The sequence below is a fragment of the Corynebacterium drakensteinense genome, assembly GCF_041224285.1.
In the GTDB taxonomy this organism is placed as follows: Bacteria; Actinomycetota; Actinomycetes; order Mycobacteriales; family Mycobacteriaceae; genus Corynebacterium.
In genome coordinates this window covers 200,053-220,030 of sequence record NZ_JAXOFP010000002.1, presented here as the reverse complement: position 1 = coordinate 220,030, position 19,978 = coordinate 200,053, and the positions used below count along the sequence as shown (strand labels likewise).

At 59.1% G+C, this 19,978-nt stretch carries 19 protein-coding genes and 1 pseudogene; 14 read left to right on the top strand and 6 right to left on the bottom strand.

Annotation, left to right across the window (positions count from 1 at the left end; genetic code table 11):
* Positions 1-27 precede the first annotated feature (27 nt).
* Positions 28-1,596: a signal recognition particle protein gene (gene ffh, locus U1140_RS02420; protein ID WP_369845866.1), complete on the top strand. Its 1,569-nt coding sequence runs from the start codon at positions 28-30 to the stop codon at positions 1,594-1,596.
* A gap of 5 nt (positions 1,597-1,601) precedes the next feature.
* On the opposite strand, the gene U1140_RS02415 is transcribed toward ffh, so the two are convergent.
* On the bottom strand, positions 1,602-3,680 hold the full coding sequence (locus tag U1140_RS02415) for an acyltransferase family protein (RefSeq protein WP_369845864.1): 2,079 nt from the start codon (positions 3,678-3,680) through the stop codon (positions 1,602-1,604).
* A 419-nt stretch (positions 3,681-4,099) separates the two neighbouring features.
* On the opposite strand from U1140_RS02415, the gene rpsP reads away from it, so the two are divergent.
* The 5 genes from rpsP to U1140_RS02390 all read left to right on the top strand — a co-directional run bounded on the left by rpsP (position 4,100) and on the right by U1140_RS02390 (position 8,891).
* The gene (rpsP, locus tag U1140_RS02410) at positions 4,100-4,588 is read left to right on the top strand and encodes a 30S ribosomal protein S16 (protein WP_369845862.1); all 489 of its coding nucleotides are present in this window, start codon (positions 4,100-4,102) and stop codon (positions 4,586-4,588) included.
* A 200-nt stretch (positions 4,589-4,788) separates the two neighbouring features.
* Positions 4,789-5,286, top strand: a complete 498-nt coding sequence (rimM, locus tag U1140_RS02405; RefSeq protein ID WP_369845860.1) for a ribosome maturation factor RimM — start codon at positions 4,789-4,791, stop codon at positions 5,284-5,286.
* Positions 5,283-6,218: a tRNA (guanosine(37)-N1)-methyltransferase TrmD gene (gene trmD, locus U1140_RS02400; protein WP_369845858.1), complete on the top strand. Its 936-nt coding sequence runs from the start codon at positions 5,283-5,285 to the stop codon at positions 6,216-6,218. Before rimM ends, trmD begins: the two co-directional genes overlap by 4 nt.
* A 14-nt stretch (positions 6,219-6,232) precedes the next feature.
* Positions 6,233-8,551: a Tex family protein gene (locus U1140_RS02395; RefSeq protein WP_369845856.1), complete on the top strand. Its 2,319-nt coding sequence runs from the start codon at positions 6,233-6,235 to the stop codon at positions 8,549-8,551.
* Between the two features lie 172 nt (positions 8,552-8,723).
* Positions 8,724-8,891 carry a hypothetical protein gene (locus tag U1140_RS02390; RefSeq protein WP_369845854.1) on the top strand — a complete coding sequence of 56 codons (168 nt, stop codon included), beginning with the start codon at positions 8,724-8,726 and terminating at the stop codon, positions 8,889-8,891.
* Positions 8,892-8,996: 105 nt separating this feature from the next.
* Here U1140_RS02390 and U1140_RS02385 read toward each other — a convergent pair whose 3' ends face one another.
* The 5 genes and pseudogenes from U1140_RS02385 to U1140_RS02365 all read right to left on the bottom strand — a co-directional run.
* The gene (locus tag U1140_RS02385) at positions 8,997-10,226 is read right to left on the bottom strand and encodes a ThiF family adenylyltransferase (RefSeq protein ID WP_369845852.1); all 1,230 of its coding nucleotides are present in this window, start codon (positions 10,224-10,226) and stop codon (positions 8,997-8,999) included.
* A 44-nt stretch (positions 10,227-10,270) separates the two neighbouring features.
* A complete protein-coding gene (locus U1140_RS02380; protein ID WP_369845851.1) occupies positions 10,271-11,062 on the bottom strand; it encodes a thiazole synthase in 792 nt (263 codons plus the stop codon).
* 7 nt (positions 11,063-11,069) lie between these two features.
* Positions 11,070-11,312 (bottom strand): sulfur carrier protein ThiS, encoded by a 243-nt coding sequence (gene thiS / locus U1140_RS02375; protein WP_369845850.1) that lies wholly within the window; start codon positions 11,310-11,312, stop codon positions 11,070-11,072.
* A 57-nt stretch (positions 11,313-11,369) separates the two neighbouring features.
* Positions 11,370-12,566: a glycine oxidase ThiO gene (thiO, locus tag U1140_RS02370; protein WP_369845909.1), complete on the bottom strand. Its 1,197-nt coding sequence runs from the start codon at positions 12,564-12,566 to the stop codon at positions 11,370-11,372.
* Positions 12,567-12,620: 54 nt separating this feature from the next.
* Positions 12,621-13,304 (bottom strand): annotated as a pseudogene (locus U1140_RS02365) (thiamine phosphate synthase); the annotation flags it as partial.
* Positions 13,305-13,478: 174 nt separating this feature from the next.
* Between U1140_RS02365 and rplS the strand changes: the two are divergent.
* The 8 genes from rplS to dprA all read left to right on the top strand — a co-directional run bounded on the left by rplS (position 13,479) and on the right by dprA (position 19,975).
* A complete protein-coding gene (rplS, locus tag U1140_RS02360; protein ID WP_369845848.1) occupies positions 13,479-13,823 on the top strand; it encodes a 50S ribosomal protein L19 in 345 nt (114 codons plus the stop codon).
* A 180-nt stretch (positions 13,824-14,003) separates the two neighbouring features.
* Positions 14,004-14,795 (top strand): signal peptidase I, encoded by a 792-nt coding sequence (gene lepB / locus U1140_RS02355; protein WP_369845847.1) that lies wholly within the window; start codon positions 14,004-14,006, stop codon positions 14,793-14,795.
* Positions 14,773-15,486, top strand: a complete 714-nt coding sequence (lepB, locus tag U1140_RS02350; protein ID WP_369845846.1) for a signal peptidase I — start codon at positions 14,773-14,775, stop codon at positions 15,484-15,486. The genes lepB (U1140_RS02355) and lepB (U1140_RS02350) overlap by 23 nt, the downstream gene beginning before the upstream one ends.
* Positions 15,487-15,574: 88 nt before the next feature.
* Entirely contained in the window at positions 15,575-16,204 is a 630-nt protein-coding gene (locus U1140_RS02345; protein WP_369845908.1) for a ribonuclease HII, read from the top strand.
* 76 nt (positions 16,205-16,280) lie between these two features.
* The gene (locus tag U1140_RS02340; protein ID WP_369845845.1) at positions 16,281-16,589 is read left to right on the top strand and encodes a DUF2469 domain-containing protein; all 309 of its coding nucleotides are present in this window, start codon (positions 16,281-16,283) and stop codon (positions 16,587-16,589) included.
* A 176-nt stretch (positions 16,590-16,765) separates the two neighbouring features.
* A complete protein-coding gene (locus tag U1140_RS02335; RefSeq protein ID WP_369845844.1) occupies positions 16,766-17,167 on the top strand; it encodes a YraN family protein in 402 nt (133 codons plus the stop codon).
* Positions 17,157-18,707, top strand: coding sequence for a YifB family Mg chelatase-like AAA ATPase (locus U1140_RS02330; RefSeq protein ID WP_369845843.1), 1,551 nt, complete (start codon positions 17,157-17,159; stop codon positions 18,705-18,707). Before U1140_RS02335 ends, U1140_RS02330 begins: the two co-directional genes overlap by 11 nt.
* Positions 18,704-19,975: a DNA-processing protein DprA gene (gene dprA, locus U1140_RS02325; protein ID WP_369845842.1), complete on the top strand. Its 1,272-nt coding sequence runs from the start codon at positions 18,704-18,706 to the stop codon at positions 19,973-19,975. Before U1140_RS02330 ends, dprA begins: the two co-directional genes overlap by 4 nt.
* The last annotated feature ends 3 nt before the right edge of the window (positions 19,976-19,978 follow it).

Sequence of the window (19,978 nt, the reverse complement as noted above, 5' to 3'; positions counted from 1 at the left end):
AATGCCAACGGTAGGGAGTTACACGACGTGTTTGAGTCATTGTCCGACAGGCTACAATCTGCCCTGAAAGGGCTTCGCGGCAAGGGCAAACTGACTGAAGCTGATATCAACGCCACTGCCCGGGAAATCCGGCTGGCGTTACTGGAGGCCGACGTCTCGCTTACCGTTGTGCGTGGTTTCATCAAGCGCATCAAAGAGCGCGCCGTGGGGGCAGAGGTCTCCGAGGCGCTGAACCCTGCACAGCAGGTCATCAAGATCGTCAACGAGGAATTGCAAGACATCCTCGGTGGCGAAACTCGTCGTCTAAACCTGGCGAAAAACCCACCCACCGTCATCATGTTGGCGGGTCTGCAGGGTGCCGGTAAGACCACGCTGGCCGGCAAGCTTGCCAAGCACTTGGAAGGCAAAGGTCATGCGCCGATGCTGGTTGCCTGTGACTTGCAGCGTCCGGGAGCGGTGAATCAGCTGCGCATCGTCGGTGAGCGCGCTGGTGTGAAAACTTTTGCGCCAGATCCTGGTACCTCGATGGACTCGCAGCACGAGATGGGTACCTCGCACGGCGATCCCGTTGAGGTTGCCCGGCAGGGTATCGAGGAGGCGCGCAAGGCACAACACGACGTCGTCATCATCGACACCGCGGGCCGGTTGGGTATTGATGAAACGCTGATGACCCAGGCCCGGAATATCCGCGATGCCGTCAACCCGGATGAAGTGTTGTTCGTCATCGATTCGATGATCGGCCAGGACGCCGTGCACACCGCCGAAGCTTTCCGCGATGGCGTCGACTTCACCGGTGTTGTGTTGACCAAACTCGACGGTGACGCCCGCGGTGGTGCAGCGCTGTCGATCCGTGAGGTCACCGGTAAACCGATTCTGTATGCCTCTACCGGTGAGAAACTCACTGACTTCGACGTTTTCCACCCAGAGCGCATGGCCAGCCGCATTTTGGGTATGGGCGATATGCTCACCCTGATCGAGCAGGCCGAGGCAAACCTGGACCAGCAAAAAGCCGAGGAAGCCGCCCACAAGCTCGGCTCCGGCGAGATGACGCTGAACGACTTCCTCGACCAGCTCATGATGGTCCGCAAGATGGGGCCGATCGGCAATCTGCTGAAGATGATGCCTGGCGGCAGCCAAATGTCGAAGATGGCCGATATGGTCGACGAAAAACAGCTCGACCGTATCCAGGCCATCATACGCGGTATGACTCCCGCTGAGCGCAACGATCCGAAGATCCTCAATGCTTCACGACGTAAGCGTATTGCCACCGGTTCTGGTGTAGAAGTCTCTGAGGTCAACCAGCTTGTCGAGCGCTTCTTTGAGGCCAAGAAGATGATGAGTAAAATGGCTGGTCAGTTTGGCATGCCGGGCATGGGTGGTTCCAAGCGCTCGGCGACGAAGAAGAAGCCAAAGGGACGGAAGAACAAGAAGGGCAAACGCAAGAAAGGCAAAGGCGGCGGACAGGGCCCAGCGATGCCGAACATGCCTATGGGCGGCGGAATGCCTTCCATGAAAAACCTGCAGCAAATGCAGCAGCAGATGCCGCCGGGCATGGAAAATATTGACCTGAGCAAGCTGAATCTCGGAAAGAAATAAGCCTACTAGCGCATGTAACGTTTGATAATCGGCTCCAGCAAAGGCTGGGCCGATTTTGCGTATGCATTCGAAATATGGTGCATGTCGCGGTAGACGGCGATATTACCGATCACGACTTCACAGCGACGCGGCCCGCAGAACCAATCTGCGGTATCAACAGATTCCATTCCGAGCTCCTCCAAGACCGGCTCGGCGGGGTCGCGTTCCTGGTAGACCTGCTTACGCGCAACGGAACACAGCCCGCCTTCGACTAAGCAATTGCTGAAGTCAAAGGGCTCGCCATCGGGGCGGAAGCCCCAAGGATTATCACGAAGCCCGACGAATTCGATATCGGCGTCGGCAAGCTTCTGCCAGAAAGCCGCATAACCATACGGCACATAATCCGGGCCATGCCCGAATTCCCCCACGGGACGGGTCGAATTAGAAATCACCAGGTCGGGTTTTTCGTCGACAAGCTTGTCGATCACCCGTTGGCTCCAGTCGTAACAATCTTCGTCGATCTGGTGTGCGCCCATGATCAGATCCTTCGGCCCCGTCACGACGGGACAGCCTGCACGCAGCATAACCTCCAGGCGGAAGCCGTATTGTTTCCCGAGTGCATCCAGCGGTCCAGACCACTGCTCAGAGTGCGATCCACCTACTAAATACACCGTCTTGTCCGCTGCGCGGTCACCGAATACACACGGCTCGCCATAACGAGATTCTTCGAATTGCACAGCCGTCGAAGGAAATGAGCTTGGCACGAAGCAATGCACCTCAGAGACGACGGGCTGCAAGCTAGATACCAGCTGTGGATCAGGCGCGGTGTCGATTCCTTCCGGTACCTTGGCGTCAAACTGCGCCAGCACTCCGGGATAGATATCCGGTGGCAACGGTTGGTTGCGTTCGGCGTGCAAGCGTTGGGTCCACCAGGGTTGCACAGCAGACAACGCGAGTACGGCGATCACCGTCACGACTGCGCCCGTAACTTTGCCAGGGTGCTCTCGGAGCTGCCCACGCCAGACCACCTTGGATGAGGTTTTGTTGCGGCGTTTGCTGTGTTGCCGCAGTGGCTTTTCGACGAACTGGTAGGTCAGCCACGCCAGCAGCAGCGAGACGGCAATGATGCTGACTCCCAGCACCGCGCTCGGGCTCGATTGATTCCAGTAGTTCGTCGCCAAGATCAACAGCGACCAGTGCCACAAATACAGCGAGTATGCAATGTCGCCGAGCCAACGCATCGGGCGGGTCGCCAGGCCGCGAGCGAGATAACCGTTACCGCCGAGGATCAACAAGACTGCGCCGCCGATTGGCAATAAGGACAACGGTCCGGGGTAGGCAGTGGAGTCTTCGACGATGATGCCAGTGGCAAACAACAGCACCAGACCGACGACGCCGGTGACGTCGGCCAGCCAACGTGGCAGCGTGAGTTTGCTGCCATAAACCACTAGAACGGCACCGAGGGTGAGCTCCCAGACACGCGAAACCGTCGAATAATAGTTTTCCGGTGTGCCGTACCAGCCGAATCGGGATGCGTAGCCGAAAGAAATGAGCGTGACGACGAGCAAAATCGGGCCGGCCACCCGGTTGATGTGTGAGCGGCGGGAACGCAGAAGCCAGGCCAGCACTAAGGCGAAAATTATGGCAGCAAGATAGAACTGCCCTTGGACAGACATTGACCACAAGTGCTGTAGAGGGGAGATCTCCGGGGCAGCGGCGGCATAGGCGGCATCTTGCCGGGTGAGTTCCCAGTTCTGGTAGTACAGCAGGCTGGCGGTGATCTGCTGGGCAAAATCGATACTCATTAGCCACGGTGTGGTGGTGAACACCAGCACGACGGTGACCGCGATGACCAACGCGAGCGCTGGCACGAGCCGTCTAATCGTGCGCCAGAGTGGCCACCACGGGTTGAGCGAGGCATTGGCGCGTGTGGCATAGCGCAGTTGCGAACCGAGGAAGAAATAGCCCGACAACAGCAAGAACACATCGACGCCGCCAGAGACACGGCCGACGAAGACGTGAAAAACTACCACTAGAGCGATGGCCAGGCCGCGGAGGCCATCCAAGTCATAGCGGTAGGAAGGCTTGTCTAGTGTTTGGGTCACAACAGGTTAAGATCGGTATTCGTGATAATTGATGCCGGGACAATCGCGGAAAGCCCATCAGGGAATGACTATCACGCAAAGCCCAGTGCGGAAAAACGTTCCCCGGTAGTTTAACGCTTGCAGTTAATCTTCCCTAGTTGGCAGGGGGCAGCGCGCTTTTCGACGGCTGTGTATAGGGTGCTCGCGTCGGGGATGGAGGTGATGCCTGGATGTTTCAGTCGAGATATTGTAGTCGAGGGTTTGCTTCGTCGGGGGTGGCAAGCTAAGATTATCCGCTGTCTGTGTATCTGCGTAACACCGCGTGCGTCTACGGTCGTCGCGGTTGGGATCACGCGCAGACTAATCCAAGGGTTGAACCGGCCTGCTACCGCAGGTGTCTGCACTGCCCAGTGAATCTCTAGCAAGAAAAGGAGCCAACAATGGCTGTCAAGATTAAACTGCAACGCCTCGGCAAGATTCGTACCCCACAATACCGTGTGGTCATCGCTGACTCGCGCACCCGCCGCGACGGCAAAGAGATCGAGGTTATCGGTCGCTACCAGCCAAAGCAGGAGCCATCCCTGATCGACATCGACTCCGAGCGCGCTCAGTACTGGCTGTCCGTTGGTGCACAGCCAACCGAGCCTGTTCTGGCTCTGCTGAAGGTTACCGGTGACTGGCAGAAGCACAAGGGTCTGCCTGGTGCAGAAGGCACCCTGAAGAAGGTAGAAGCAAAGCCTTCCAAGCTGGAGCTGTTCAACAAGGCTCTGGAAGAGGCTAACAACGGCCCTTCCATCGAGGCCATCACCGAAAAGAAGAAGAAGGCCAAGGAAGAAGCTGAAGCTAAGGCTGCTAAGGAAAAGGCAGAAGCTGAAAAAGCTGCTGCTGCCGAAGGCGAAGCTGAGGCAGAGGCAGAGTCCAACGACTAATCGCCAACGGCTGAGTCGGCCGAGATGCTTAGCCGTCTAGATTTCACCGCGTGAAGTTCCCCAACGGGGCTCGCGCGGTTTTTCTGTTGCAATACCACTGCGCCAGCCAATACCACTGCGCTGCGCCAGCCGACGCCGACCAACGTGCTAACACCAGCCCGTCGGCAAACAGACCATAGCGCCGCGCTAGGTTAGTGGATATGGACGTACGCATTGGTCGAGTAATCAAGACCCACGGCATCCGCGGCGAAGTAGTCGTGGATGCCACCACAGACGACCCAGAAGGACGCTTCAGCCCCGAGACCGTCGTCGACGGCCGACAAGCAGGACGCACGCAGTCGCTGCGCATTACCGGCGCACGCCCGCACAAGGGGCGCTGGCTTATTTCTTTTGCGGAGATTACCGACCGCACTCACGCAGAATCCCTGCGGGGCATGGAGTTTTTCGCCCCTGCCGACGAATCCGATGACGACGGTTACTATGACCACGACCTGGAGGGCCTGCGGGTCTGGCATGAGGGCACAGCCATCGGCGAGGTTACCGGGGTGGTCGAGACCATCAACCGGAGCTTGCTGGAAATCGCGCTGGATAATGGACGAGACGCACTCGTGCCTTTCGTCGACGAGTTTATTGCCGAGGTCGACCTCGATGCTGAAACCATCATGATCACCCCGCCGGAAGGATTATTGGACCTGTGAGGCTAGACGTCGTCTCCATTTTCCCGGAATACCTACAACCGCTACGCCACGCGCTGCTCGGTCGGGCAATCGAGCGTGAACTGATCAGCGTGGGCGTGCATGACCTGCGCGACTGGGCCACCGGCGTGCATAAATCGGTTGACGATTCGCCATACGGTGGTGGGCCCGGAATGGTCATGAAACCAGAGGTATGGGGGCCCGCGCTCGACGACATCGCATGCGGTGCTGGTAGCCCTGCGAGCCAACTGGACTCGGCGGCACACCACGTTCACGGTGCAACCCACGATGAACTCGCTGGCACCATCCCGACTCGCTACGACGGCCGCGACATCCGCGACGGTGAAGATCCCGCAGCACCGCTGTTGTTGGTTCCCAGCCCTGCGGGTGCGGTGTTTAGCCAGCAGCAAGCCCAAGCGTGGTCGAACGAGCACCACATAGTCTTTGCCTGCGGGCGCTACGAGGGCATCGACCAACGCGTCATCGATGATGCTGCCAACCGCTACCGTGTGCGCGAAGTCTCTGTCGGCGATTACGTGTTGATTGGCGGGGAAGTCGCCACCTTGGTGATCGCCGAAGCCATCGTGCGGCTGATTCCCGGGGTGTTGGGCAACCAACGCTCGCACCAGGAAGATTCGTTTTCGGACGGCCTGTTGGAAGCGCCGTCGTACACCAAACCGCGGGTGTGGCGCGGACGGGAAATCCCAGAAGTACTTACCTCGGGCCACCACGGCAAAGTAGAACAGTGGCGCAGGGAACAATCGTTGCTGCGAACTTGGCAGCGTCGCCCAGAGCTCTTAGAACAGGTTGAGCTGTCGAAACACGACCGAGCTGTGCTCGCTAAAGCACAGCAGGAGGCCGAAGAAGAAGCCGGGCACGCGGCTGGGGTTGCGGCCGACCCGGCAAGCAGGGGTGGTGGCGACGGCGGCGAATAACTAGGCTTAGCCTAATGATCGCACGTGTTATTGCCGAAGAATTAGAGGTCGCGACCAACCGTGTGCAGGCGGCTTTGTCCCTGCTTGCGGAAGGCAACACCGTTCCGTTTATCGCCCGCTACCGCAAGGAAGCCACCGGGGCGTTGGATGATAGCCAGCTGCGCCACATCCAACAACGCGCGGATTACCTGGAAGAACTCGAATCACGCAAACAAACTATCCTCGCCGCGATCGAGGAACAAGGCCAGCTTAACGACGAGTTACGCACGGCAATCATCGAGTGTGATTCCAAAGCGCGCCTGGAAGATCTCTACCTGCCATACAAAAAGCGCCGCAAGACCAAAGCCGACAAAGCCCGCGAGGCCGGCCTGGAGCCGCTGACCGACGCGCTTATCGACAACCCCTCGCTGGACCCAGAAGCCGCCGCACAGGATTTTCTTGTCGACGGCTACTCCGATGCCAAATCAGCTTTGGACGGTGCTCGCGCAATTTTGGTCGACCGCTTCGCCTTGGATGCCGATCTGGTCGGCCAAGTTCGCGAAAAATTTTACAGCGAAGGCGAGCTACGCGCGCAGGTAGTCGCTGGCAAGGAAGCCGAAGGCGCGAAATTCCGCGACTACTTCGACTTCTCCCAAGAACTGACCAAGCTGCCCTCGCACCGCATTCTGGCGCTGCTGCGCGCGGATACCGAAGGCGTTATCCAGCTCGAGTTCGCTGGTGGCGACGATGCCGGCTTTGAACATCTCATTGCCGAACACTGCGATTTGGATACCCAGACCTCGAAGTGGCTGGGGCAGGCCGTGCGCTGGGGGTGGCGTACCAAACTGATGGTCTCTGCGGGGTTGGATGCGCGTAACCGCCTGCGCAGCTTCGCCGAAGAGGAGGCCTTGAAGGTCTTTTCGACGAACCTGCGCGATGTGTTGCTAGCCGCACCAGCTGGGCAAAAAGCCACGTTGGGGATGGACCCGGGCTACCGTAACGGCGTGAAATGCGCGGTGGTCGATGCCACCGGCAAGGTCGTCGATACCGCGGTGGTTTACCCACACCAGCCGCAGAAACAATGGCAGCAGGCACTAGCAACTTTGCACGATTTGTGCGCTAAGCACGATGTGGAATTGGTGGCCGTCGGCAATGGCACGGCGTCGCGCGAATCTGAAGAACTGGCGGCGGAGGTCGTCGACAAGCTGGATGCGCGCCCGCAAGTCGTGGTGGTTTCAGAATCCGGCGCCTCGGTATATTCCGCTTCGGAGCAGGCAGCCACCGAGTTGCCAGAGATGGATGTGTCGCTGCGTGGTGCGGTCTCGATTGCGCGGCGTTTGCAGGATCCGTTGGCTGAGTTGGTCAAGATTGATCCGAAATCCATCGGCGTCGGGCAGTACCAGCACGATGTGAACCAGGCGAATTTGGCGCGGGCGCTTGACGACGTCGTCGAGGATGCGGTGAACAGCGTGGGAGTGGATGTCAACACTGCCTCTGTACCGCTGTTAGAGCGCGTGGCCGGGTTGAACGCCACCGTTGCAGAAAACCTGGTGACCTACCGTCACGAGAATGGTCGGTTCGCTACCCGCAAGGAATTGTCGAAAGTGCCGCGTTTGGGTCCCAAAGCCTTTGAACAGGCGGCGGGGTTTTTGCGCATTATTGATGGAGACAATCCTTTGGATGCCTCTGCGGTTCACCCCGAGGCCTACCCAGTGGTGAAGAAGATCGCCGCCGACGTTGGGGTTGGTGTCGGTGACCTGATCGGGGATTCGCAGCGGTTGTCACGGCTGCGACCTGAGCACTTCGCGGACGCAGAATTTGGTGCCCTGACGGTCGCCGATATTATTACTGAGCTCGATAAACCAGGGCGAGATCCGCGTCCAGAATTCCGCACGGCTAGCTTCAAAGAAGGGGTCACGAAAGTCTCCGATCTGCAGCCCGGCATGATTTTGGAGGGTACTGTGACGAACGTGGCAGCATTCGGCGCGTTCGTTGACGTCGGGGTGCACCAAGACGGCCTGGTGCATATCTCGGCGATGAGCAGCAAGTTCGTGTCAGATCCGCACACGGTGGTGCGCTCTGGCGATATCGTGCAGGTCAAGGTCATGGACGTTGATGTTGATCGTCAACGCATTGGGCTGAGCTTGCGTTTGGACGATGAGCCCGGTGCGGGTGCGCAGGGTAGCAAAGGTGGTGTGGCCAAAGGCGGCGGCAAAACCGGCGCTAAGAACGGCAAATCTGGAGGTAAATCTAGCGGCAAACCTGGCCGTGGTGCGCGGTCGCAAAAGTCACACACCGGTTCTCCAGCAGGGGCGATGGCTGATGCCCTGCGCAATGCCGGCTTTGGCTCCTAGCTCTGCGGCTTCCTGATGCCCAGCGCACTACATCCTGTTGGATTCTGTATGAAGCTGGCAGTATACTAACAGTAGTTAAGAACACCTGAGGCGAGTGCATGAACAATCATGGTCTTGGGTGCGAGTCCAATTACGTTTCCAATCACGTTTCACTAAGTTTTAGGGGCAGAGCATGAGCACCAAGCAGGATCGGCAAGAAGAAGCCCAGGATATTAAGGCTGCCGAGGACCAGCCTTCGAACATGTCCGAGGTTTACTTGCCATTCATTGGTTTCTTCGTCGTCATGGCCGTCGGCCTTGGCCTGGTTATCGGCGGATTCAACGCTCTGGAATACCTCTAAAGCCGCGGCACTCTGCGTTTAAAGCGTGGCTTAAAGCGTGGAGTAAAACCTGCCCGCTTCCTGTGATAGGAAGTGGGCTTTTTGTGTGGGCAGGCCACCGGCAGCTTAGCCAGCCCCAACTCCGCCTGGCAGACTGAATAGCCGCACCTGCGGCAACGCCGGACCATAGTCGTCGACGACGCGCTGACTGCGCCCACCGGAGGCGCAGTAAACCACAACTTCGTCATGCTCGCCGATGATGCGCGCCAGATCGTCAGCCCCGGTGATTTCACTCAGCGGCAGCCGCAGTGGATGATACTCGGCGGGCAGATCCGCCAGATACTTTTCGTGTGGCTCACGCACATCAACCGCGATCGCAGCACCCGAGCGCACATGCTGCAACAACTGTGTGGCTGCGTCGTCAAGCACGTCGTCACGCACCTCGGCAGACCCCGCGCGCTCGCCGTCCAGCCCAGTAGCGCCAGCGGCTCCAACATCGAGGGCACAACTCGCCCCATAAAACTCGGCCAATTCTGCAACGAGCTCGCGGGCTGGATCGGCGCCCACCCGAAAGCTCGTCAACGAGGCCGGAAGCGCCTGATAACTCAGCACTCGACCAGGCTGTGAACCCAGCCCTGCAAGGTAGGCGATGGCCTCGGTTGCCATCAGCCCCGCGACCACAGAGGTCGTCACGCCAAGCACACCGGCGGTCGCGCAATCCGGGGCGCTCGCGGCATCGGGCTGGCTGGGAAACAGATCTCGCAGGCCCACGCCACGCTCATCCGCGCTGCTCGGTCCGGAATGCCACAGCGCAACTTCGCCGGCATAGCGCAACACCGAGCCCCACACCAGCGGTACCCCAAGGATCTCACAAGCGTCGGCTACCAGGTATTTTGTCGCGAATGTATCTGAACCATCAAGAACCAGATCTACGCCGTCGACAAGCTCGAGCACATTATCCACTCGCACCCGTTCTGCGCGGGCATGGATGTGGATATCGGGCTGCAGTTGGCGGGCACGATCCGCGGCGACCGTAACCTTGTGCTTGCCGACGTCGTCGACGCCGAACAGGATCTGCCGGTGGATGTTGCTGAGATCTACGGTGTCATCATCGAGCAGGGTAATGGTTCCCACGCCGGCGGCGGCAAGCTGCTGCAAGGCGGGGCACCCCAGCCCGCCAGCGCCGACGATGAGCACGTGGCTGTCATGCACACGCTCCTGCTGGACGGGCCCGAACCCCGGTAGGTTCATGTGTCGGGCGGTGCGCTGGATTTCGCGCTGCGGTAGCCGCGCCAGCGCCTCGTTTTCTGCACGCGCAGTGTCCACAGCATCGCTTCTGCGTGTTTGCCTAGCCATCGTTGCGAGTACCGCTCCTTAGTAATTCTTCGAGCTGGTCCTGCCTAGAGAACCTGCTCCGACCACGACGCCAACCCGTCGAAGCTGCTGGAAGCCTGGGCGTGCTCGCGGCGCGGAATGCGCCCGGCACCGCGGGAGAGCTGGCCGCTGATGACAGCATGGCGCATCGCCTCGGCCATCGCGACGGGGTTCTGGCAACGGTTGATTGCACTTGCAAGCAGCACACCGGAACACCCCAATTCCATGGCAAACGCAGCATCCGAGGCGGTGCCGATCCCAGCGTCGATCAGCACCGGTATCTCGGCACGTGAGCAAATCAGCTCAATATTGTGTGGGTTCAAAATCCCCAGGCCCGTGCCAATCGGTGAACCCAACGGCATGACGGCGGCCGCACCAGCATCCTCGAGTTTACGGGCGACGACCGGATCGTCCGAGGTATAAGCCAAAACGGTGAAACCTTCGTCGACAAGCAGCTCGCAGGCATCCAAGGTTTCGGTGACGTCAGGCAACAGGGTGTGCTCGTCGGCGATGACTTCCAGCTTTACCCAATTGGTGTTGAGGGCTTCGCGAGCGAGTTTTGCCGTGATCACCGCATCACGGGCGGTGCGGCACCCTGCGGTATTCGGCAATGGATCAATACCCAGGCGCTGCATTAACTCGAAAACCGACTCGCCGCCGCCAGTCGCACCCGTGGACGCAGAATAGCGGCGCATCGCTACCGTAGTGAGCTCAGTCCCGGAAGCAACTAGGGCTTTTTCCAGCATCTCCTGCGACGAGGAGCCGCCGGTGCCCATGATCAGGCGGGAGTGATACGAGCGATCAGCAATCGTGAGCATGAAAGAGCTAGCCTCCCTGGCGTGCGTTGAGGATGTCGATGCTTTCACCGTCGTGCAACGCGCGGCACCATTGCGAAGCCGGCACGACCTCGCCATCGATAGCAACGGCAATACCGGCGGTGACGTCCTTGCCGGTGATTTCTTTGACTAGCGCGGACACATCGTGCGCTGCCGTGGTGTGTTCGTCGCCGTTGACTGTCACGGTGACTGAGGTAGCGGACTCAGCATCGGCACAAGCGTTTTCGCTCATCGTGGATTCCTTTCTTCGGCTCTCGCCGTTCGTCTTCGGCTGTGGCCCGGTGGGTAGTTAACGGGCGTCGCGCAGCGGGGCGCAGGCGCTGATGTCTGCACTGAGCTCGTCTGCGGTTTTACCCGCGATCAGCTCGCGGGTAATGCGTGCAGCGAGTGCGGACAACAAAATCCCATGCCGGAAATAGCCGGTTGATACGACCAGGTTAGCATTCACCCGACCCAGATAGGGCAGGTCATTGGGGGTTCCAGGGCGGGCGCCGGTGGTGGCTTCGAGAAACTCGCATTCCTCGATGCCTGGCACGATGCGAATGGCATCACGCAGCAAGTCATAGACCGATGATGCTGGTGGTCCGGCGCGGTGATCTTCCCGGCTGGTCGCCCCGATGGTGATGCGTCCGTCGTCGCGCGGGATGATGTAGATCGGACGGTCTTCCACAAAACCACGAATCACCCGGTTACACAGCGGCTGTAGGTGTTCCGGGCAACGCAACTGGAGTACTTCGCCATAGACCGGACGTAACTGGAACGGGTGGGAAGCCTGGGAAAGCCCGGCGCTGTCGTGGTCGTTGTTGTGGTTGTCGCCGTCGTGGTTGGCTCCCTCGTGCTTGTCGACGTCTGCCGCCGCCAGCACGCCGTCGATGTCATTGGCGCCCAAACCATTAGCGAGCACCACCTGCGAAGCTGGGTAACAGCCGGTTGTGGTGTACACAGTGCCAGCAGCGATGCGCGTTGCTCGCTCACGGATGATCTCTGCACCCAAATTCTGCAGTGCATCCAGTGCCGCGCGGGCGGTTAAGCGTGGAAACACCTGGTGATCGCCGGGGATTTCCACCGCGCCCGTCACAGCCGGTGACAGTGCAGGTTCTGCCCGCCGCGCTTGGCGCACCGTGAGCTTGGAAACTTCCATCCCGTGCGTGTTCTGGTAGTCCATCAACTCTGCCAAGTGCTGCGAATCCGCACGATCTGCGGCGACGACCAGTGTGCCATCGGTGCGGTAGCCGGTATCAAGCTCTGTGTGCGCAGCCAATACCTGCATCAGTTCGGGATACCATTGCCCAGATTTTTGCATCAGCGGAAACAGCGGGTCTTGCTGGTAGACGACTTCGGCAGCCGGTGCCAACATTCCGCCGGCGTGGTGGGTTGCCCCAGAAGCCGGTGCCGGGTCGATCACGCGCACGCTATAGCCATGGTGGGCAAGTTCCACCGCGGTTGTCAGCCCGACGAGGCCGGCACCGATGATGTTGACGTCCACTGTGCGCGGGGAGGTTGGGCGCTCACTTTCCTGCGCGCCGTGCAAGTCAGCGTGACCAGCATCCACATTGTTGATGACAGCAGCGACGTAATCCGCAGGGGAAGTGGCATGCATGATTCCGCGCACGATCGCCACACCAGCTACACCGGTTTTCGCTAAAGCCTGGGCATCGTCGACGGTGACATCACCAATCGCAACCACCGGCACCTGACTCGCAGCCACGATCGGAGGATAACCGTCGAGCCCCAGTGGGCTGCGGCCAGAATCTTTCGTCGGGGTTGCCCGGAAGGGCCCGCATCCGATGTAATCTAGCTCGGCAGCGTGCGCATTGGCAGCCCGGGCAAGTTCGACGGTGCCCGTCGTTAAGCCAATGATCGCGCCGGGTCCCAGTAACGCGCGGACCTTATCGACGGCCATGTCGCCTTGCCCCACGTGCACACCGGCGATCGGGTAACCATCGGTTTTGAGCTTGCCGACGAGTTCTACGGCATCGTCAACGACTACGGCGCAGTGCGGGTTTTCCTCGTGCACGGCCACCGAGAGCGCGGCGGTGAGATCGTAGAGTGCAGCATCGCTAATGGGTTTGGAGCGCACCTGGATGATGCCAGCGCCGCCGCGGGCTGCGGCAACCGCGCGTTCGATGATCTCGTCGTGGGTGCCGTTGCCGGTGACGAAGTAGCACCGCAGGTCGAGATTGGTGCGCGCGCTGGTGCTGCGTTCGGGAAAGGGCACGGGCATGAAACCACCACTTCATTCGCTATAGCAGGGTCGCGGAATTTGAAAACTGCATAACTATTGTGCCAGACTAGAGCGGTTGATTGTTATGGATACGAACCGGTCACACCAACAGTCACCCGTACTGGGTGTTATGGTTGCCAGGCTCCTCTTTCCCGACGTATTAAGGACACTGCTATGAACAACATTCTTGACAAAGTCGATGCGGCGCAGCTGCGCGACGACATCCCAGAATTCCGTGCCGGTGACTCCCTTGACGTAGACGTCAAGGTCATCGAGGGCTCCACTCAGCGTACCCAGCTGTTCTCCGGAGTCTGCATCCGTCGCCAGGGCTCTGGTGTTCGTGAGACCTTCACCGTGCGTAAGGTCTCCTTCGGTATCGGTATCGAGCGTACTTTCCCGGTTCACTCGCCAAACATCGACTCGATCAAGGTGACTCGCCGCGGTAAGGTCCGTCGTGCGAAGCTGTACTACCTGCGCAACCTGCGCGGCAAGAAGGCTCGTATCAAAGAAAAGCGCTAATAGTTTTTCGCAGATGTTGCAATCACCCAGGCTGGTTACTGCGGCCTGGGTTTTTGTTTATGCTGTTGCAATTTGTCGTTGGTTTTTAATCGCTGTCCGTTTGCTTCTCGCCGACTGCTTGTTGTTTCCCTGCACTCTCACCTGCTTCAGAGCACACCACCCACTGCTAAGGTGTAATCCGTGACTAACGAAGAAAACCACCCCGGAAGCCACGCCGCTGATGCTGCGCGCAGCCACGGCGGCGCTGATGCAGAAGATGCCGCAGAAAAAACCTCGCGCATGCCCGCGTGGGCAGAGACGGTGCTGACCGTTTTGGTGGTCTTAGTGGTTGTTGGCTTATTCCAAAACTTCGTGGGAAGGCAATACGTGATTCCGTCGGCGTCGATGGAGCCCACGCTGCACGGGTGCCCGGAGTGCACGGACGACCGCATCTTCGTCGAAAAGCTCAGTTATTATTTTTCCGATCCGCAGCCGGGTGATGTCGTCGTATTCAAGGGCACGCCGTCGTGGGATGGCATGTATCAATCGCCGCGCTCTGATAACGCCGCGTTGGCTCGTGTCCAGGACGTCTTGTCGCTGGTGGGGTTGGCGGCACCAGATGAAAACACTCTGGTCAAGCGTGTGATTGCCACCGGTGGGCAGACTGTCTCGTGTCAGGAAGGCGACGAGGCCGTGATGGTGGATGGCAGGCCCATTGAGCAGTCGTATGTGCAAACCCCGCCGCAGTATCCGGTGGATGAAACCGCTGGCTCCCAGGCATGTGGCGGACCGTATTTCGGCCCGATCGAAGTGCCAGAAGATTCTTATTTCATGATGGGGGATAACCGCACTAATTCTGCGGACTCGCGCGCGCATATGTTCGATGATCGTCACGGAACCATCCCGGCAGAAAATATTCGTGGCAAAGCCCAGTTCATTTTCTTCCCGTTCAACCGCTTTGGCGGTATCGATGACCCGGACATCCAACAGTAGTTCGGGTTTGTGGCGATGGTGGGTAATTGGTGCCACTGCCGTCGTCACGTTTGCACTGCTGGCCGGCATTCAGGCGTTCGTGGGCAGGGTGTATGTGGTCCCGTCGAGTTCGATGGAACCGACCTTGCAGGGCTGTACGGACTGTGCGACCAAGAATGATCGGATCCTCGTCGACAAGCTTGCTTATCGTTTCGGCTCGCCGCAGCCTGGTGATGTTGCGGTTTTCGACGGCACAGAATCTTGGCAGGCGGGTTTTTCTTCTCCGCGTAGCGACAACCGTTTTGTGCGTGGGCTGCAGAACCTGGGCTCTGCGATTGGCCTGATAGCCCCGGATGCCAATAGCTTCGTCAAACGCGTTATCGCCACCGAAGGTCAGACGGTGCAGTGTCTGCCTGGCGATGCCGGGGTGCTTGTCGACGCGAAGTTGTTGGCCGAGCCCTATGTTGCTAGCGCTCCCGCTCACCATGCGGTGACTGCGCAGGGGGGTGCTGCTGCCTGCGGTGGCCAATTTTTTGGCCCGGTGACTGTGCCGGATGGCCAGGTGTGGGTGATGGGGGATAACCGCACGAATTCACTCGATTCGCGGGAGTATGTGGGAGATCCCTACCAAGGTACGGTGCCGGAGGACCACTTCATCGGCAAGGTGCGCGGTATCGTGCTTCCGCTTAATCGCTTCGGCGGGGTGGAATAACCACATGGCGCGAGTTGATCAGCAAGCGGTGCCGGCTGCAGTAAACGCGACGATGCATTTCGCCCCCGCGGGTGGTGGCGCCAGTTGGATGGAACAGCACCTCGAGCGGCATGGTTTCGCTCATATCGCAGGAGTTGATGAAGCAGGCAGGGGCGCTTGTTGCGGCCCGGTGACTATCGCCGCATGCGTGTTGCCATTAGTGCCCATTCCCGAACTGGCAGCACTGACTGATTCGAAGAAATTGAGCCCTGGTCGGCGTGAGAAGCTGTTCGATATCATCGTTGACAAGGCAGTGGACTTTACCGTCGTGCATATTGGTGCGGCGGAGATCGACGCCCGGGGTATCCAACACGCAAACCTTTCTGGGATGCGGCGCGCGCTGGCGCGGCTTGACCAACCGGTGTCGTACGTGCTCAGCGATGCGATGAAAATTCCCGGACTGACGGTCCCACATCTGCCTATCATTGGCGGAGATGCTGCTGCGCGCTGTATTTCTGCTGCGAGCGTGTTGGCTAAAGTCAGCCGTGACCGCTTGATGGTGGAGCTTGACGACGAATACCCCGGCTATGGGCTGGCCAAGCATAAAGGCTATGGCACTGCAGCACACCGCGAGGCGATCGCACAGCTGGGCGCGAGCAAGCACCACCGCCACAGTTATGCGAATGTTGCTGCTGCTCATGCGGAGTGGCAGCGACGCGTCGATACGTTCGGTAGTTAGACTGGTCTGCGAATTGTTCGCACCATATCGGACGGCCGCACCACACGGGCGGCACTGCCTGAAGGAGTAATCGCTGATGAGCGCAGAAGAACTGGACAACTACGAAGCTGAAGTTGAGCTGTCCCTGTACCGCGAATATCGCGATGTTGTCAGCCAGTTTTCCTACGTCATCGAAACGGAGCGACGGTTTTACCTGGCCAATGCCGTTGAGCTCATTCCGCACACCTCCGGTGGTGGCGATGTGTATTACGAAGTGCGCATGTCTGATGCTTGGGTCTGGGATATGTATCGCGCCGCCCGTTTTGTGCGCTACGTCCGCGTGATCACCTACAAAGACGTCAATATCGAAGAACTCGATAAACCAGACATGATCATGCCGGATTAAACAGGCGGCCTTCAGGCTGTCAACTCCGCCTCACCAGGGTTGTGGATAACTTGAGTTATCCACAAAAAATGCCGACGACTGGAAAACTCGGTTGTCGCATCGTGCTTGCCGACGAAAACTAGCGGTATCTGGAAAAGCTTCAGATTTTTCAACCGTAGTTTTTGGGGGATTTTTACATGCCAGCCTATGCACGCGAATTAGGCAAACGCGGTGAATTAATCGCACAAGATTTTTACCGCAAACACGGCTACGACATTGTGGCGAGCAATGTCTACTACCGCGGCGGAGAACTTGATTTAGTCGTTCGACCCAGTTCGGGCCCGCCAGGTGCGATTGTCTTCGTGGAAGTGAAAACGCGCAGTAGTGATGCCTTTGGCACCGCAGAGACGGTGACGGCAACAAAATTTCGCCGGATGCGTCATGCGGCTGCCCGTTGGTTGCAAGAGCGCAACTGTGCTGAGGAGCCATCGTTTATCGGCGAAATTCGCTTCGATGTTGTGGTGGTGAGCGCCGACCGGGATGCCGTGAACGGTGCCTGCGTAGAAGTCTTCGAGGGGGTCGAACACGGTGCTTGCTAAAACTCATACCGTCGCACTTTCTGGTGTTCACGCCGATATCGTGACGGTGGAAGCGAATATCGGGCCCGGTCTGCCCGGGATTCACGTCGTCGGACTGGGCGATGCCGCTGTCAACGAATCCCGCGATCGCATCCGCACCGCGGTAGCTAATACACACTTGCGCTGGCCAAAAACCAAAATTGTGGTCTCGATGTCCCCGGCAGGGTTGCCGAAATCCGGTTCGCATTTCGATTTACCCACCGCGCTGGCCGTGTTAGAGGCCGCCGACAACGCAGATAGCCGCTCGCAACGCGATCTTGATGCAACGGTTGTATTGGGCGAACTTGGCCTCGATGGCCGCGTGCGTGCAGTCGCCGGTATCGTTCCAGCATTGTTAGCGGCGCGCCGGTATAACTTCCAGACGGTGATCATCCCACCTGCGAATGCAGCCGAAGCCGCGCTCATCGATGACATGGACGTCCTTGTTGCCCCTACGCTGTCTGCTGCCTACCACTGGATGCGCGGCCGGGCCGATCTAGCTCCGGCAGCTGATTATCGCGGACAACAAGAAAGCTATGCACCACCACAGCTCGATTTTGCTGATATCGCAGGGCAACGCGAGGCAATCCGGGCCGCAGAAATCGCTGCCACCGGCGGACATCATCTGCTGATGATCGGCCCACCGGGCTCAGGCAAATCCATGATCGCAGCACGCATCCCCGGAATCATGCCGGAGCTGTCGACTACCCAGGCATTAGAAATCAGCGCAGTGCACTCTGTTCTGGGGACGGGAAGCGCACCGCGTTCAGTGATCACCCAACCGCCGTATATCGCCCCGCACCATTCCATCACCCGCGCGGGACTCCTCGGCGGTGGCTCGGGAAACCCACGCCCGGGGGCTGTCAGCCTGGCGCACCACGGGGTGTTGTTTCTCGACGAAATCTCGGAGATGCCAGCAGCCATCGTCGACAGCTTACGGACACCGCTCGAGCAGGGCGAAGTGCGGTTGGTGCGCAATCGACGAGAGATTGTATTTCCGGCTCGCTGCCAATTGGTGCTTGCGGCAAACCCCTGCCGGTGTGCCGCCGAAAATGCCGAAAAATGTCGCTGCCGAGCACACGAGCGCATGCGCTATCTGAATAACTTGTCTGGCCCAATGCGAGACCGACTGGATATCACGGTACATACGCATACGCAGACCGCCACCTTAATCGCCGAAAATGCGCGCAGCTCAGCCGAGATTGCAGAAAGCGTCGCCGAGGCCCGGCAACGCGGAGCCTATCGTTGGACGAAAGCCGGCATCGCGGAATCCACGAATGCTGCAGTGCCCACGACACTCCTGCGCCGCGAATTTGCTGCCGATCCAGCAGGCATGGCGCTGCTGCAAGCGCATCTGTCCAACGGTGATATCACCCAACGCGCCGTCGACAAGGTTCTTAAACTCGCCTGGACGTTATGCGACCTGGATGGCAGCAGCACGCCAGGCTTAGGCCATATTGCGCAAGCCATCGAAGTACGTGGCGATATGACCCGCCTGCAGCACCAGGAGGTAGCGGTATGACAGCGCACGATGAAGCGACACATGATTCGGATGGGCCGGAAAACGTGCTTGACACGAGTGCCGAACGCTACGCGTGGGCCTACCTCAACCGGGTTATCGAAGGACCATCGCAGTCTCTCTGGCAGCTGTTGCGCGCCGGGCGTGATTGCACAGAAATCGCACGGGGTATTCGACGACGTGCCAGCTGGCTGCATAACGTTTTAAAGCAGACTGAAGCACGGCACAGCTGGTGTCGCTGGGAAGAAGACCTAGAAATCGCGAGACGCTATAAAGCGCGATTGGTCACACCAGATGATGAGGAATTCCCGCGCGAGACTTTTGCCAGCGCATTTAATTTTGCCGAACTCGGTGCCTCCCGGGGCGCTAGTGGCGCCAGCAATGGGGCAGCAGGCAGCGCACCGCCACACGGGCTGTGGGTACGGGGAGGAAATCTGCGTGAACTAGTACAGCAGTCAGTCGCAATCGTGGGCACGCGCGCAATGAGTGAATACGGTCGGGCAGCCACCGAACATTTAGTACGTGGTTTAAGCCCTGCCCAGTGGACCGTGATCTCTGGCGGTGCATTAGGCATTGATACAGCAGCACATTCGGCAGCTGTTGCGGCAGGCGGATCGACGGTGGTGATATCTGCCTGTGGGATTGATTCGGCGTATCCACGCCCTAATGTGAACCTCTTCAATACCATCGCCGGGACCGGCAACGGCGCCGGAACGGGTAACGGGCATGGCGCGTTGGTGACCGAATACCCACCAGAAACCTCGCCCCAGCGACACCGGTTTCTCACTCGTAACCGCTTGGTGGCAGCGCTGACAGAAGGAACCGTGGTCGTCGAAGCGGCGTGGCGATCCGGAGCATTGAACACGTTGCACTGGGCAGAAGGATTCGGAAAAACCACAATGGCCGTGCCCGGCCCAGTTACAACAGTTGGCTCACTCGGCTGCCATCAACTTCTCAAAGACGGCCGCGCGCAATTGGTTACCAGTGCCGAGGACATACGCGAATTACTGGGAGGAATCGGCGAGGTAGACGCCACCGGACAGTATGAGCTGCAATTTGGCCCGAACCCAATTCAGCAACTATCCCGCAGCGAATTGCGGGTGTATGACTGCGTGCCGCCCCACGGGTATCGTGCAAAAGAAGCCGAAGATATCGCAACAGATGCCGGCATGCCCCTCGGCCTGACCGTGCACCTACTGCTGGATTTACACAAAGCCGGACTTCTCGCGCGCGAAGGTGGCGCATTCACTCGCACACCGAATCACGACTAAGCG